Raw genomic sequence first — 15197 nt, forward strand, 5'->3', positions numbered from 1 at the left:
CGGGGGAAATCTTTATGGATTTCGCGGGTCAGACGCAGGTGTTTTCCCGCTAACGTTGCGATTCGGTATCGACGCGTGATACGCGAGAGTGTCTCTCGTTCCGCGTCAGTCGATGGACGAAACGTCATCGAGCGCCTCGCGGATCTCAATCGGCAACACCACGTCCTCGGCCGGCAGCGCGCCTTTGAGCTGCGCGTGCGTTCTGGCGCCGACGATGGCCGAGGCGACCCCCGGCTGGTCGCGCACCCACGACAGGGCCACGGCCAGCGGCGAGACGCCGAGCCCGTCGGCGGCGGTCATGACGGATTCGACCACCCGGCGGCTGCGCTCGTCCAGATAGGGACGGACGAAGTCGGCGAAGTGCGGCGTGGCGGCCCGCGAGTCGGCCGGGATGCCGGTGCGGTACTTGCCGGTCAGCACCCCGCGCCCGAGCGGCGACCAGGCCAGCACGCCCACGCCCAGGTGCGCGGCGGCCGGCAGCAGCTCGCGCTCGGGCTCGCGGGCCAGCAGCGAGTATTCGGCCTGCGCGGCGGTGATCGGGATGCGCCCGGGGATCATCTGCTGCGTGACGGTGGCGGCGGCCAGCTGCCAGCCGGTGTAGTCGCACACGCCCGCGTAGACCGCCCGGCCGGAGGAGACGATCGCGTCGAGCGCGGCCAGGGTCTCCTCCAGCGGCACCTCGGCGTCGTAGGTGTGCAGTTGCCACAGGTCCACGTAGTCGAGCCCGAGGCGGTTCAGCGAGTCGTCGACGGCGGCGATCAGGTGCCGCCTGGAGGCGTCGCGCGGGCGGCGGCCCTGCGGGGTCACCACGGCCTTGGTGGAGATCACCAGCTCCGAGCGCGGCATCGAGTCGCGCAGCATCCGGCCGAGCAGCCGTTCGGCGTCGCCGCCGGTGTAGACGTCGGCCGTGTCGACGAGCGTGCCCCCTGCGTCCATGAACGCGCGGAGCTGGGCGGCCGCCTCGTCCGCGTCGGTGTCACGCCCCCAGGTCATCGTGCCGAGCCCCAGCCGGGACACCGACAGGCCACTGCGGCCGACATAACGCTGCTCCATGATCCCGCCAGGTTACCGCCCAGGTGGATGAAACGTCGTGATCGACGCCTGCGACACTTGCGGGGTGACGACGCTGCTTCTGGCCCGGCACGGGCTGACCCATCTCACCGGGCCGGTGCTGGCTGGCCGTACTCCCGGGGTGCATCTGAGCGAGGAGGGACGGGCGCAGGCGGCGGCACTGGCCGCGCGTGTCGCGGGCGTCAGGCTCGACGCCATCGTCTCCAGTCCGCTGGAGCGCTGCCGGGAAACGGCGCAGGCGGTCGCGGAAGGACGCGATCTCGGCGTCCGGGCCGACGAACGTTTCATCGAATGCGACTACGGCGCGTGGACCGGCCGGCCGCTGAAGGAACTCGCCGAGGAGCCGCTGTGGCCGGTCGTCCAGGCCCACCCCAGTGCCGTGACATTTCCGGAAGGTGAGTCTCTGGCCGATATGCAACGCCGGGCCGTCGCCGGGGTCAGGGAGTGGAATCACCACCTCGGAGATAAGGGTATCTACCTGGTTTGCAGCCACGGAGACGTCATCAAGGCGATCGTCGCGGACGCTTTGGGCCTCCATCTCGATCAGTTTCAGCGGATAACAGCCGATCCTGCGGCCCTCACCGTGATTCGCTATGCCCCCTTGCGCCCCTTTGTCCTCAGGCTTAACGATATGGGGGAATTGCGGCTTCTCCAGGATTCGGAGGACAAAGACGGGGGAGAAAACATCACCGGGAGCGATGCCGCCGTCGGCGGCGGACCCGGGACCACGTAAGGTCAGGCTATGCCGGTCTTCGACTACGACCCACCGGAAAGATTCGTCGCCGGTGCCCTGGGGCAGCCGGGCGCACGAGTCTTTTACCTGCAGGCCAGGGCCGAGGGCAGACTGACCACGGTGGCACTCGAGAAGCTGCAGGTCGCCGCGCTCGCGGGCAGGCTCGACGAACTGCTCGACGAGGTGCTGCGGCTGAGCGGGGGCACCGCCCACGTCCCGGCCATCGCGCCCGCCGACCTGGCCGACGACGAGCCGCTCGACGTCCCGCTGGCCGAGGACTTCAGAGTCGGAACCATGGCGCTGGCCTGGGACGAGGCGCGTTCCCAGGTGGTGATCGAAGCGCAGGAGGTCATCGACGAGGATGATCTCGCCGCGCCCGATCCCGCGGTGCTGCGGGTGCGCATCAGCGCGGGGGCCGCGCGCGCGTTCACCCAGCGGGCGCTGCAGATCGTCGCCGCGGGCCGCCCGCCCTGCCCGTTGTGCGGGCAACCGCTCGACGCCGCCGGGCATGTCTGCGTACGTCTCAACGGCTACCGCGGGGGTGAGGCGGCTTCATGACCGCTCCGGAGAGCGAACCGGCAGTCAAACCATCGCCGCCGTCGGCCCCGCTGCACGACGAGAGCGCGCTCACGCTGCTGCGCGACGGCCGCCTGGAGGTGGCGGGCCGGCTGGTCGAAGCCACCAACATGACCCTCTACTGCTCGATCAAGCTCGGCGACCGCAGCGCCGCCTGCGTCTACAAGCCGGTGCGCGGCGAGCGCCCGCTGTGGGACTTCCCCGACGGCACCCTCGCCGCCAGGGAGGTGGCCGCGTTCGAGGTGTCGCAGGCGACCGGCTGGCGCATCGTGCCGCCCACCGTCTACCGCGAGGGCCCCTTCGGCCCCGGCATGGTGCAGATCTGGATCGACACCGAACGCGAGGTCGACCTGATGCGGCTGGTCAAGAGCCGCAACCCGGTCGTGCGCAGGATGGCGGTCTTCGACGCGATCATCAACAACGCCGATCGCAAGGGCGGCCACCTGCTGCCCATGTCCACCGGGCACGTCTTCGGCGTCGACCACGGGGTCTGCTTCTCCGTCGAGGACAAACTGCGCACCGTCCTGTGGCAGTGGCGCGGCAAGCCGCTGGCCCGCGAGGCGGTCGCGGTGCTGGCCAAGCTCGAACGCGACATCGAGCACGGCGCGCTCGGCCGGCGGCTGCGCGAGCTGCTCACCCTGGCCGAGGTGGAGGCCACCTGGCAGCGGGTCAGGCGGCTGCTCGACACCGGGGTGCACCCGTACCCGTCGGAGGGCTGGCCGGCCATCCCCTGGCCGCCGATCTGAGAGGCCCGGCAATTTCGCAGTGAAATGGGTTTAATACCCTTTGCCCCATGTGCACTCTGATCGTGCGAACCGGTCGGCCCCTCACCCTCCTCGGCATCCGCGACGAGCTCACCGACCGCCCCTGGGAGGGCCCGGGGGAGCACTGGCCGGAATACCCCGGCGTGATCGGCGGGCGCGACCTCAAGGCCGGCGGCACCTGGCTGGCCGTCGACCCGGCCCGCTGCCGCGCCGCCGCCCTGCTCAACGGCTACGGCGAACCCGCGCCGGAGACCACCAGGGTCTCCCGCGGCGACCTCGCGCTGCGCGCCGTCGCCGCCGGTGACCTGCCCGAGGTCGACCTGACCCGCTACGACCCCTTCCACCTCGTGCTCGCCGACCTCACCGCGGCCCGGATGTTCAGCTGGGACGGCGTCCGCCTCACCACCGCCACCCTGCCCGACGGCACCAGCATGGTGGTCAACAGCGGCCTCGACCCGGCCAGCCCGCGCGTCGTCGCCCACCTGCCCCGCTTCTCGGCCGCCGCCGACTGGGCCGAGCTGATCAGGGCGGAACCGTCCGCTGAGCCCGGCGCGCTGCTCGTCCGGCACAGCACGCCCGACGGCCGCGTCTACGCCTCGCTGTCGGCGATGCGAGTCACGCTCGCGCCCGGCGAAGTGACGCACGACTTCACCGACCTGACCGCTGATCGGGACAGATAGGCTCGATGTCATGAGATCGTGGTCTGCCCCGAATGTTCCCAGGCTCCCAGGTGAGAGCATCCCGCTGCGGCTCTACGACACCGCGGCCGAGCAGGTGCGGCAGACCGACCCGGGGCCGACCGCCAGGATGTACGTCTGCGGCATCACCCCCTACGACGCCACCCATCTCGGCCACGCCAACACCTACCTCGCCTTCGACCTCGTCGGCCGCATGTGGCGCGACGCCGGCCACGAGGTGCACTACACCCAGAACGCCACCGACGTCGACGACCCGCTGCTGGAGCGGGCCGAGCAGACCGGCGTCGCCTGGCAGGACCTGGCCGAGCGCGAGATCGAGTTGTTCCGCACCGACATGGAGGCGCTGCGGATCCTGCCGCCGCGCGAATACGTCGGCGTCACCGAGGTCGTCGGCCAGGTCGCCGACCTCATCGCCAGGCTGGCCGCCAAGGGCGTGACGTACGTGCTCGACGGCGACGTCTACTTCAGCGTCGCCGACGCGCCCAAGTTCGGCCAGGTCTCCGGCTACGACGAGACGCGGATGCTGTCCCTGTTCGCCGAGCGCGGCGGCGATCCCGAGCGGGCGGGCAAGCGCCACCCGCTCGACTGGCTGCTGTGGCGGGCCGAGCGGCCCGGCGAGCCGGCCTGGGAGTCGAAGCTGGGCCGCGGCCGCCCCGGCTGGCACATCGAGTGCACCGCCATCGCCCTGGACAACCTGGGCGCCGGCTACGACGTCGCGGGCGGCGGCTCCGACCTGATCTTCCCCCACCACGAGTGCGGCGCCTCGGAGGGCCACGCGGCGACGGGGGAGTGGCCGTTCGCCAAGTTCTACACCCACGCCGGCATGGTCGCGCTCGACGGCGAGAAGATGTCGAAGTCCAAGGGCAACCTGGTCTTCGTCTCCAAGCTGCGCACCGCGCACGACCCGATGGCGGTGCGGCTGGTGCTGCTGGCCCACCACTACCGCGCCGACTGGGAATACTTCCCCGCCCAGATCGCCGAGGCCGAGCGGCGGCTGGCGCGGTGGCGCTCGGCGGTGGCGCTGGCCTCCGGGCCGCGCGCCGACGAGCTGCTGGCCACCGTGCGCGAACGCCTGGCCGACGACCTCGACGCGCCCGGCGCGCTGGCCGCGATCGACGCCTGGGCCGAGGCCGCGCTGGTCGGCGGCGGGCCCGACACCGGCGCCCCCGCCCTGGTGCGCGACCTGGCCGACGCGCTGCTCGGCGTCGCGCTCTGATGTGATCGGCTGATCGGCACGGGCGGTCAACGCCGGCGGCCTGCGGAAGACCGGGCCGCCGGCGGCAGGCAGCGGGCGGCGGGCACGACCCGGGCCGACATGTTGCGCTCCATCATGCGCAGCGCCGCCCGGCCGAGGTCGGGGTGGATGGCCGCCACGCAGTCCGGCGGCACCATGATGGCGAACTGCCTGATGTAGGCGTCCAGGGCGCTGTAGAGCACGCACTGCTCGGTCACCTGACCGGTCAGCAGCACGCTCTCCACGCCCTGCGCGCGCAGCAGGTACTCCAGCGAGGTGCCGTAGAACGCGCTGTGGCGCACTTTCGGCAGGAACGGGCAGTCGCGCGGCGGCAGCACCGGCTCGACCAGGTCGGGCCGGTCGCCGGCCAGCGCCCGCGCCACCAGGTCCTCCCTGGTGGCCGCGAAGTCGCCGTAGTTGTCGTTGACGTAGATCAGGTCCACGTCGTCGCGCTCGTGCGCCCGCGCGATCAGCCCGCCCAGCTCTTTCACGATCGACGCGACGCTGCCGCCCAGCCGCTCGGCGTCCTGATGCCGGTACGGGTTGAGCATGTCGATGACGATCATCGCGACGCGTGCCACGGCCCCGCTACACCCGCGCTTCGAGCCGCTCGTACCCGGCCAGCTCGGCGGAGAACCACTCGATGGTCCTGGCCAGGCCCTCCTCGGCGGGCACTCGGGCCTGCCAGCCGAGCCGCTCGCGCGCCAGCGTCGTGTCCGGACGCCTGACCTTCGGATCGTCGGCGGGCCGGTCGATGAACACGATCTCCGACGACGACCCGCACAGCTTCTTGATCAGCGTGGCCAGCTCCAGCATGGTCAGCTCGTCCGGGTTGCCGATGTTGACGGGGCCGGGGAAGTCGCCCCTGGCCAGGGCCAGGATGCCCGACACCGTGTCGTCCACGTAGCAGATGGAGCGGGTCTGCGTGCCGTCGCCGGTGATGGTGATCGGCTCGCCCAGCAGCGCCTGCCTGATGAACGTCGGGATCGCCCGGCCGTCGAACGGGCGCATGCGCGGCCCGTAGGTGTTGAAGATCCGCGCGATGCCGGTGTCGGTGCCCCTGGCCTGCCGATAGGCGATGGTCAGCGACTCGGCGAAGCGCTTGGCCTCGTCGTAGACGCTGCGCGGGCCGACCGGGTTCACGTTGCCCCAGTACGTCTCCTTCTGCGGGTGCTCCAGCGGGTCGCCGTACACCTCGGAGGTGGAGGCCAGCACGAACCTGGCGCCCTTCTCCCTGGCCAGCCCGAGCGCGTGCAGCGTGCCGACGCTGCCCACCCGCAGCGTCTCGATGGGATAGCGCAGGTAGTCGGCGGGCGAGGCGGCCGAGGCGAAGTGCAGCACCAGGTCGAGCCGGTCGGGCACGTGCACGTACCCGGTCAGGTCGCACTCGATGATGCGGAACTCCGGCCGGTCGATCAGATGCTCGACGTTACGCGGCCCGCCGGTCAGGAAGCTGTCCATGCAGACCACTTCCGCGCCCGACTCCAGCAGCCGTTCGCACAGGTAGGAGCCGAGGAAACCGGCGCCACCGGTGACCAGGGCCCTCATGAGGTGACCTCCAGCGCGGCGTCGACGACCTCGGAGACCTCGATCTTCAGCAGGCCGGGGTCGGGCCGCTGGCCGTGCGGGTCGCCGGTCTTGCCCGCCCACAGCGCCACGTGCCGCCAGCCGGGCGGCGGCCCCCAGCGAGCCGGCGAGACCGGCCCGAACAGCACCACCGACGGCACGCAGAACGCCGTCGCCAGATGCGCCACGCCCGTGTCGCCGCACACCACCAGCCTGGCCTTGCTGACCAGGTCGATCAGGTCGGCCAGCGCGGTGCGCCCGGCGAGCATCCGCTCCTCGGGCAGCCCGGCCAGCTCGGCCACCCGCCTGGCCAGCGGCACCTCCTCGGCGTTGCCGGTGACGACGACGTCGTCCAGGTTCGCGGCCACCTCGGCGAAACGCTCCGGCGGCCAGCGCCTGGCCGGGTAGGCGGCGCCGGGATGCACGATCACCGGGCCCGTCCTGTCCGAGATGCCCAGCGTCAGGTCCTCGGGGTCGGTGGCGATGCCGTGCCACTCCAGCAGCTCGCACCAGCGCCGCACCTCGTGCACGTCCTCGCGCCAGGGCGGACCCACGGTGTAGCTGATCAGCCGCCCGGGATCGGTGCGCCGCAGCGCCTCGACGCTCTGCGGCCCGCGCCCGTGCAGGTTCACCGCGATGTCGGGACGCTCGAACGGCACGGGCCCCGGGCCCGAGACGTCGACGAGGTCGTCCACCGCGCAGGTCAGCGGCAACAACGCGCTCAGCGATGCGGGCGCGGCCAGCGTGATCCGGTGCTTGGGGAAGGCCTGGCGCAGCGCCCGCAGCGCGGGCACGGCCGTGAGCAGATCGCCCAGGCCGAGCCCGCGCAGCACCAGCAGTTCTAGGGCCATGATGTCTCCGTGGACGGACAGACGACGAGTTCGCGCACCTCGCACCCGGCCGGCTGGCCGAGCGCGAAGACGATGGTCCTGGCGACGTCGGCCGGGTCGTTCAGCCCCGCCTCAGGTCCCGGCTTGTACTGCTCGGGCCGGCCGTCGAAGAACGGCGTGCGCATCCCGCCCGGCTCCAGCAGGGTCACCCCCACCTGGCCGCGCAGCTCGATGGCCAGCGCCCGGGTGAGCCCGACCACGCCGAACTTCGAGGCGCTGTAGGCCGAGGCGTCGCTGAGCGGGCGCAGCCCGAGCGTCGAGGCCACCGTGACCACCCGGCCGCGGCTCAGCTTCAGGTACGGCAGCGCCGCCCGCACGACCGAGGCCGTGCCGAGCAGGTTGACCTTGATCACCCGCTCCCAGTCGTCGGCGGGCACGTCCTCCAGCCGGCCGCAGGCGTCGATGCCGGCCGCGGTGACGACGGCGTCCAGGCCGCCGGCCCGCTCGGCCAGCTCCCGTACGGCCCGCTCGGCCTGCGCCCGGTCGGCCAGGTCGGCGGTGACGTGCTCGAAGCGCTGGTCCGGCTCACGCACGTCGACGACGAGTGGTCGCCAGCCCTCCTTCTCCACGGCCTCGGCGGTGGCCAGGCCGAGCCCGGATGCGCCCCCGGTGATCAAAACGTTCATCGGATCTCCCTGATCAGATTGGTGGTGGATCGGCCCGGCAGCGTGCTCAGCACCACGGTCTCGGCGCCGAGCCTGCCGAGGACCTCGGATTCGGGCAGGACTTCCCCCTGGTAGTCGCCGCCCTTGACCCAGGCGTCCGGGCGCAGCAGCTCGATGGCGGCGGCCGGGGTGTCCTCGTCGAACACCAGCACCGCGTCCACGCAGCTGAGCGCCCGCAGCACCTCGACCCGGTCGCGCACGTCCACGATGGGCCTGGTCGGGCCCTTCAGCCGGCGCACCGAGTCGTCGGAGTTGACGCAGACGACCAGCGCGTCGCCCAGCGCCCTGGCCCGCCGCAGCAGGCTCACGTGCCCGGCGTGCAGCAGGTCGAAGCAGCCGCCCGTGGCGATCAGCCGGCCCCCGTAGGCGCGGGTGAGCTTGGCCACCTCGAGCGCCGTGCGCGGCCTGTCGCCGAGCCGCTGCTCGGTGATGCGGACGGCGGCGGCGCCCCCGCGCTCGACGAAGGCCGAGGCCTCGCCGACGCCGAGGGTGACCGCCTCCGTCACGTCCGCGCCGTCACGCAGCGCGAGCGCGGCGGCGCCGGCGAGCCTGTCGCCGGCGCCGCACACGTCCTGCCCCGATGCGGTGACCGGGGCGGGGATCTTGGTGAGCGGGCCGCCCTGGACGGCCAGGGAGGCCCCGCGCATTCCCGCCGTGACGGCCACCGCCTTCGCCCGCAGCTCACGCACCAGGTGGCGGGCCGCCTGGTCGGGGCCGCGGTAGCCGGTCGAGCAGAGCCGCCCCGCCTCGGACTCGCTGGGCGTCAGCAGCGCGCAGCCGGGCGCGGGACGCTCACCGCGCGGGTGCGGATCCCACACCACCGGCGCCCCGGTCCGGCCCGGCAGCTCGCGCGCCATCCTGGCCACGCCCCTGCCGTAGTCGGAGACCAGCACCGCCCCGGCCGCCGCGAGCGCCCGGGCCGCCTCGGGCGAGTCGACGGGCCTGGCCCGGCCGTCGCCGGTGTCGAGCCGCAGCAGCGTCTGGCCTCTCGACCTGATCCGCCTCTTGCCGGCGGTGCGGCCGTGCAGCGGCAGCCGTACCAGCTCGACCTCCTCCGACAGCAGCCCGCACAGGCGGTGCCCCTCGGGGTCGTCGCCGATCGCGGTGATCAGCACCACGTCCGCGCCGTCGCGGGCGGCCAGCAGCGCCGCCAGCCCGGCCCCGCCGGGGCGGGCGTGCTCGGCCGCCACGTCCACGACGGGAACCGGGGCGTCCGGGCACAGCCGGTCGGCCTCGCCGTCGACGTCCACGTCGAGCAACGTGTCGCCGACGACGACGAGCGGTGCGGTCACAGGGCCTCCTCCACGGCGTCGCAGAGCATGTGGATCATGGCGAGGTGCACTTCCTGCACGGTCGCGGTCTCCTCGGCGGGCACCGCGATCGTCTCGTCGCACAGCGCGGCCAGCGGGTTCGGCGCGGGCCCGGTCAGACCCCAGGCGAGGATGCCGCACGCCTGCGCGGCCCGCGCCGCGGCCAGCACGTTGGCGCTGCCGCCGCTGGTCGACAGGCACACCAGCACGTCACCCGGACGGCCGTGCGCCTGCACCTGCCTGGCGAAGACCTCGTCGTGGCCGAAGTCGTTGGCGATCGCGGTCATCGAGGAGCCGTCGGCGTGCAGCGGGATCGCCGCGTACGGCCGCCGGTCGGCCCTGAACCTGCCGACCAGCTCGGCCGTCAGGTGCTGGGCCTCGGCGGCCGAGCCGCCGTTGCCGCAGGCGAGCAGCCTGCCCCCGGCCGACAGGACCCCGGCCAGCTTGCCGCCCCAGGCCCGGACGGTGACCGCGTGGTCGTCGACCTTCTCCAGGGTGTTCCACAGCTTTTCGAGATGCGTGTCCATCGCTACCCTCCCAACGCGGCCAGACGGCACAGCTTGCCGTCGATGACCTGCGTGTACACGGCCTCCGTGCGCTCGGCCACGCGGGGCCAGCCGTACCTCTCACGGGCGCGTCTGGCTCCCGCGGCGCCGAGCTCGCGACGCCTGTCGGGACTGTCAAGCACTTCGCGCAGCGCCCTGGCCAGGGCGCGCGGCCGCCGCGGCGGCACCAGCACGCCGCAGCCCGCCACGGTGTCCAGGTGCCCGCCGACCGACGAGGCCACGACCGGGACGCCGCACGCCATCGCCTCGACCGGCACCATCCCGAACGGCTCGTACCAGGGCACGCACACCACCACGTCCGCCGAGCGCATCAGCGCGGGCACGTGCTCGCGCGACACGCTGCCGATCACGTGCACCTGCCCGTCGAGCCCGTAGGCGGCGGCCAGCTCGCGCAGCCGCCCCGCCTCGGCGTCGTCGGCGCTGCCGCCGGCGATCACCAGGTCGGCGCCGGGAAGCTGGCGCAGCGCCCTGATCACGGTGTCGACGCCCTTGCGCGGCACCATCCGGCCGATGCTGAGGATCAGCCGGCCGTGCGCGCGCGGCGCGACGGGACCCTCCGGGCAGAACGCCCCCAGGTCCACCCCGCACGGCACGACCGCGATGCGCTGCTCGGGCACGCCCATCGCGCACAGCTCGTTCACCTCGTCGCTGCAGGTGGCCAGCACCGCGTCGGCCCGCTTGCCGATCTCGCGCTCGGTGTCGATCCGGTGCGCCGGGCTGGTGTCCGCCTTGCCCTGCCAGCGCCGCTTGACCGTGCCGAGCGCGTGGAAGGTCTGCACCACCGGCACGCCGTCGCTGGCCTGCAGCGCCGCCTGCCCGCTCATCCAGAAGTGCGCGTGGATCACGTCGGGCGCGCTCCTGGACCACCGGTCGGCCAGCCGCTCGGTGAACTCCGGCATGTACGCGGGCAGCTCGTCCTTGGGCACCGGGGCCGCCGGGCCCGCGGTGACGTACTCGACCGTGACGCCGGGCGCCAGGCCGACGGAGTCGGGCTGAGACGGTGACGTGCGCCGGGTGTGGACGGCGACCTGATGCCCGCGCTCCGCCAGGGCGACGGCCAGCGCGGCGACGTAGACGTTCTGTCCGCCCGAGTCGACGCCGCCGACCGTCGCGAGCGGATCGGCGTGTTCGGAGATGAGATCGACCTTCACTGCGTCAGCTCCCTCACTGCCTTGACCACCTGCTCACTTGTGACCTGGGACAGGCACGGATGTCCGGGGACCGGGCAGGTGCGCGCCCTGCTGGCCGCGCAGGGCGCCTGCTGATCTCCGAGCAGCACGGTGGGCACCCCGTACGGGGCCCATCGAGCGGCGGGGACGACGGGGGCGAACAGGCTCACGACCGGCGTGCCGACCGCCGCGGCCAGGTGCGCGGGGCCGGTGTTTCCCGCCACGAGCACGCCGGCACGCTCCAGTACGGCGGCCAGTTGGGCGAACGTGGTCCTCCCGCCGAGGTCGACTGCGGCGCCGGAGGCGACGTAGGCGGTGAGCTCACGTTCATTGCCGGTCACGACGACCCGGTGCCCGTCGTCCGCCAGCTCCCGGACGGCCTCCCGATGCCTGTCGGCAGGCCAGGTCCTGGCGGGTGCTGACGTCCCCGGATGCACCACGACATACGCGCCTTCATCGGCTTCGGCGCCGACGCCTAGCAAGTGCCCCAGATCCTGGCCTATATCCGGCAACGGCCGCTGAACAGCGAGTTTCCCGTCATCGCCGGGTGGCAGCTCGAACCCGGCCGCCCGGGCCACGGCGAGCATCCGCTCGGCCTCGGGCACGTCGGCGCTCTCGTCCCACACCTGGCGGACGTCGAGCAGGGCGCCGGGGTAGTCGTTGCTGATGGCGGTGATGCGCGACACCCCCGCCAGGCGCAGCAGCAGCGCCAGCGGCAGCGCGGACTGGTGGAAGGAGGTGAGGATCACCGCCTCGTCCACGCCGCGCAGCCGGCCGACCAGGTCGTCGACGTGGCCCGCGGTCAGCGGCAGCGGCGAGTGGTCGATCCACGGCGCGCGCCAGACGATCACCCGGTCCACGCCGGGCAGCAGGCGGGCCGCGGCCGCGCCGTTCGGCCCGGCCAGGAACACCACCTCGCGGGAGCCGGCCCGCACCGCCCGGACCGCCGGTCCGGCCAGCAGCACGTCTCCCGCGTCGTCGAGCCTGGCCACCAGCACCCGGCCGGGGCCGCCGCCGGCGGATCCGCGCGGGGCGAGCACCGGCTCGCTCCTCGTGACCGGCCGCGGCCCGCCCGATGACGTCTCGTGGGCAGCGGTGCCGTTCAGCACCGCTCCCGGCATGCCACCGCTCATCGGCGCACCCTCCATTCCCCCCGTAGCCGGTGCGCGCAGGCGACCGGCGGGATCACCACGCTGGTGACGGCCATCCGCGTCACCTCGCGCGGGTCGCGCGGGCCAGGCGCGATGCGTGCCCACGCGAACTCCGCGTTCAGCGCCGCCCACGCCGCGGCGGCCGCGGCGGCGGCGCCGGGCAGCCCCCACGACCGGCCCGGCCCGCCTCGTCCCCGTGCCCGGCGCAGCGCGCCCGCCGCCCCGAGCGCCAGCGCGGCCAGCCCCAGGCCCGTGGTCAGCGCGTGACGGCGCAGCCGCCCCGGCGCGCCCCCGATGGACGTGCGCCAGGACGGTCCGTACAGGCGGCGCAGGAGTGCGTCGTCGGCGTTGCCGCGCTGGAAGCGGACGCTGGCCCAGAAGCCGTCGTCGCGCACCGGATGAGTGGTCACCCGGTCGCCCCTGACCAGCCGGTGCCCGGCCGCCAGGACCCGCAGCGCGAGATCGGCGTCCTCGCGGTAGGCGCGCGGGAAACGTTCGTCGAAGCCGTCCAGCTCCCGCAGCACCGAACGCCGGTAGGCCATGTCGGCGGTCACCCACAGCGCGTCGGACAGCCCGGCCGTGTTGCGCTCGGCGTCCGTCGGACGGCGCCCGCCGGGCAGCGGCACCGCGATGCGTCCCTGGCTGCCGGCCACGTCGTCGGGCAGGTCGACCAGGTCCTTCCAGACCGACTCCACCCAGCCGGGCTCGGGCACCACGTCGTCGTCGAGGAACACCACCCAGGGCGTGTCGGCCGCCCGCCAGCCCGCGTTGCGCGCCGCGGCGGGACCCCGGCCGCCGGAACGCACCACCCGCACGTGGGCGGGCACCCCGAGCGGTGCCACGCCGTGCCGGTCGGTGCCGGGGAAGACGCCCCCGGTACGCCTCACGCCGTGCTCCTTCGTGTGAGTCGCGCCGCCGGTGTACTTACCCTCGGTGTGCGACTCGCTACTGCTTGGAGTTCCGACTTTACGGTCGTCCACCACGATCACCGGCACCGACGAGCCGACGGACGCCAGCGTGGCGTGCAGGCTCGAGCGGCCGATCGTGGGGATCACGACGGTGATCACGAGGCGAACACCTCCCCGCGCCGCACCAGGTACGGTCCCAGCGCGAGCACGTCCACCGGCGAGGAGCCGAAGCATTCGAGCGCGTCGCGCGGGTCGTCCACCATGGGCCGCCCGGCCGTGTTCAGGCTGGTGTTGACCACCACGGGCAGCCCGGTGCGCGACTCGAACTCGGCCAGCATCCGCGCCAGCAGCGGCTCGGCGGCGGGGGAGATGGTCTGGATGCGCGCGGTCCCGTCCACGTGCACCACGGCGGGGATGCGCGGGCTCCAGTCCGGGTGCACGTCGTGCACGAACAGCATGTACGGCGACGGCACCGGGCCCCGGCCGAAGATGTCGGCGGCCCGCGACTCCAGCACCATCGGCGCGATCGGCCGGAACTGCTCGCGCCCCTTGACGTCGTTGAGCCGCTCGGTGTTGCGCGCGTGCCCGGGATGGGCCAGCAGCGACCGCCGGCCCAGCGCCCTGGGCCCGTACTCCGACCGGCCCTGGAACCAGGCCACGATCCTGTCGGCGGCCAGCTCGGCCGCCACCGCGGCGGCCAGGTCGGCCGGGCGGGTGTGGGGCATCCTGGCCACGTCCAGCCACGCGCCGAGCTCCTCGTCGGTGAAGCCTCGGCCGAGTGCCGCGCCCGGCATCGGCGCGGCCGGCTCGCCGTACGCCTGCGCGAGGTGCAGCGCGCCGCCCAGCGCGGTGCCGGAGTCCCCGGCGGCCGGCTGGACCCAGATCTCCTCGAAGGGGCCCTCGTCCTGCAGCCGGGTGTTGGCCACGCAGTTGAGCGCCACCCCGCCGGCCAGCGCGAGCCGCCGTTCTCCGGTGCGCTCGTGCAGCCAGCGCACCAGCTCCAGCAGCACCTCCTCCAGCCGCGCCTGCACGCTGGCGGCCAGGTCGGCGTGGTCGGAGGTCCAGGGGGCGCCCTTGGGCAGGGCCTTGGCGTAGACGTTCCAGTCGATCGGCTCGACGCGGAAACCGCCGTCGCTGGTGGTGTGGATGACCTCGCGCAACGCCTCCAGGTGCCGGGGCCGGCCGTAGGAGGCCAGCGCCATCACCTTGTACTCGTCGCTGGAGCGCAGGAAGCCCAGGTGCTCGGTCACGTCCTCGTACATCAGGCCGAGCGAGTGCGGCAGCTCCTGGGCGGCCAGCACGTCCAGCTCGCCGTCGCGGTAGCGTCCCGCCAGGTGGGAGACGTTCTCGCCGCGTCCGTCGCACACCAGCACCGCGCAGTCGCGCCACGGGGACGCGAGACCGGCCGAGGCCGCGTGCGCCACGTGGTGCGGCACGTACCTGACCTGGCCGGGGTCGAGTCCGGGCAAGGCGGTGGCCAGGAAGGCGGGCGCGCGTACCGCGTACCGGGTGCGCAGGTCCTCCCAGTCGCCGTCCGGGCGCTGCCGCACCAGCGACGGATCGTAGGAGTAGGCCACCGCGTCGAGGTCCTCGGGTTCCAGCCCGGCCTCGCGCAGGCACCAGGCGGCGGCCTGCTCGGGCAACTCCCAGGCGGAGAACGCCAGTGGCCGCTTGCCGTGTTTGCGGCGGCTGAAGCGTTCCTCCTCGGCCGCCGCGACGATCTTCCCGTCGGCCACCAGAGCCGCAGCAGGATCGTGAAAAATCGCATTTATCCCTAGAAATCTCATTCAATCCTCCCCCACAGGACGTGGAGAACCGCTACCGAGAGAAGCGGCTCTCAAACATCACGTGACGCCGGGAAATGCGAAAACGCGCCATAAAACAGGACACTCTCCT

Annotated in this window: 16 protein-coding genes; 5 read left to right on the forward strand and 11 right to left on the reverse strand. The window is 73.2% G+C overall.

The genetic code is table 11. The features are described from left to right. Positions 1–105: 105 nt before the first annotated feature. Positions 106–1053 (reverse strand): aldo/keto reductase, encoded by a 948-nt coding sequence (locus tag HII36_RS01095; RefSeq protein ID WP_173521097.1) that lies wholly within the window; start codon positions 1051–1053, stop codon positions 106–108. A 64-nt stretch (positions 1054–1117) separates the two neighbouring features. Between HII36_RS01095 and HII36_RS01100 the strand changes: the two genes are divergently transcribed. Genes HII36_RS01100 through mshC form a run of 5 tightly spaced genes read left to right on the forward strand, consistent with a single transcriptional unit; the run spans position 1118 to position 5058 of the window. Beyond that, a complete protein-coding gene (locus tag HII36_RS01100) occupies positions 1118–1804 on the forward strand; it encodes an MSMEG_4193 family putative phosphomutase (RefSeq protein ID WP_173521098.1) in 687 nt (228 codons plus the stop codon). A 9-nt stretch (positions 1805–1813) separates the two neighbouring features. After that, positions 1814–2362, forward strand: coding sequence for a DUF3090 domain-containing protein (locus HII36_RS01105; RefSeq protein WP_173521099.1), 549 nt, complete (start codon positions 1814–1816; stop codon positions 2360–2362). Further along, positions 2359–3126 carry an SCO1664 family protein gene (locus HII36_RS01110; protein WP_173521100.1) on the forward strand — a complete coding sequence of 256 codons (768 nt, stop codon included), beginning with the start codon at positions 2359–2361 and terminating at the stop codon, positions 3124–3126. Before HII36_RS01105 ends, HII36_RS01110 begins: the two co-directional genes overlap by 4 nt. Before the next feature lie 47 nt (positions 3127–3173). Then, positions 3174–3824 carry an NRDE family protein gene (locus HII36_RS01115; RefSeq protein ID WP_173521101.1) on the forward strand — a complete coding sequence of 217 codons (651 nt, stop codon included), beginning with the start codon at positions 3174–3176 and terminating at the stop codon, positions 3822–3824. Between the two features lie 10 nt (positions 3825–3834). Further along, the gene (mshC, locus tag HII36_RS01120; RefSeq protein WP_173521102.1) at positions 3835–5058 is read left to right on the forward strand and encodes a cysteine--1-D-myo-inosityl 2-amino-2-deoxy-alpha-D-glucopyranoside ligase; all 1224 of its coding nucleotides are present in this window, start codon (positions 3835–3837) and stop codon (positions 5056–5058) included. Between the two features lie 26 nt (positions 5059–5084). Here the strand turns inward: mshC and HII36_RS01125 are convergent, their stop codons facing one another. From HII36_RS01125 to HII36_RS01170, 10 genes are read right to left on the reverse strand one after another with little or no spacing between them, the layout of a single operon-like run. Further along, the gene (locus HII36_RS01125; protein ID WP_173521103.1) at positions 5085–5657 is read right to left on the reverse strand and encodes a cysteine hydrolase family protein; all 573 of its coding nucleotides are present in this window, start codon (positions 5655–5657) and stop codon (positions 5085–5087) included. A 7-nt stretch (positions 5658–5664) separates the two neighbouring features. Next, on the reverse strand, positions 5665–6624 hold the full coding sequence (locus tag HII36_RS01130) for a UDP-glucuronic acid decarboxylase family protein (protein WP_173521104.1): 960 nt from the start codon (positions 6622–6624) through the stop codon (positions 5665–5667). Next, a complete protein-coding gene (locus HII36_RS01135; protein WP_173521105.1) occupies positions 6621–7493 on the reverse strand; it encodes a glycosyltransferase family 9 protein in 873 nt (290 codons plus the stop codon). Before HII36_RS01135 ends, HII36_RS01130 begins: the two co-directional genes overlap by 4 nt. After that, complete coding sequence (locus HII36_RS01140; protein WP_173521106.1) at positions 7484–8158, reverse strand: SDR family oxidoreductase; 675 nt, start codon at positions 8156–8158, stop codon at positions 7484–7486. Before HII36_RS01140 ends, HII36_RS01135 begins: the two co-directional genes overlap by 10 nt. After that, entirely contained in the window at positions 8155–9489 is a 1335-nt protein-coding gene (locus HII36_RS01145; protein ID WP_173521107.1) for a PfkB family carbohydrate kinase, read from the reverse strand. Before HII36_RS01145 ends, HII36_RS01140 begins: the two co-directional genes overlap by 4 nt. Beyond that, positions 9486–10034, reverse strand: a complete 549-nt coding sequence (locus tag HII36_RS01150; RefSeq protein WP_173521108.1) for a D-sedoheptulose-7-phosphate isomerase — start codon at positions 10032–10034, stop codon at positions 9486–9488. Before HII36_RS01150 ends, HII36_RS01145 begins: the two co-directional genes overlap by 4 nt. Positions 10035–10036: 2 nt before the next feature. Then, positions 10037–11224, reverse strand: a complete 1188-nt coding sequence (locus HII36_RS58495; RefSeq protein ID WP_173521109.1) for a glycosyltransferase — start codon at positions 11222–11224, stop codon at positions 10037–10039. Then, positions 11221–12375: a glycosyltransferase family 9 protein gene (locus HII36_RS01160; RefSeq protein WP_236003058.1), complete on the reverse strand. Its 1155-nt coding sequence runs from the start codon at positions 12373–12375 to the stop codon at positions 11221–11223. Before HII36_RS01160 ends, HII36_RS58495 begins: the two co-directional genes overlap by 4 nt. Further along, the gene (locus HII36_RS01165) at positions 12372–13460 is read right to left on the reverse strand and encodes a glycosyltransferase family 2 protein (RefSeq protein WP_328807542.1); all 1089 of its coding nucleotides are present in this window, start codon (positions 13458–13460) and stop codon (positions 12372–12374) included. Before HII36_RS01165 ends, HII36_RS01160 begins: the two co-directional genes overlap by 4 nt. Beyond that, complete coding sequence (locus HII36_RS01170) at positions 13457–15088, reverse strand: carbamoyltransferase family protein (protein ID WP_173521111.1); 1632 nt, start codon at positions 15086–15088, stop codon at positions 13457–13459. The genes HII36_RS01165 and HII36_RS01170 overlap by 4 nt, the downstream gene beginning before the upstream one ends. Positions 15089–15197: the final 109 nt, after the last annotated feature.

It is taken from the genome of Nonomuraea antri (assembly GCF_013283785.1).
Taxonomy (GTDB): Bacteria; Actinomycetota; Actinomycetes; order Streptosporangiales; family Streptosporangiaceae; genus Nonomuraea; species Nonomuraea antri.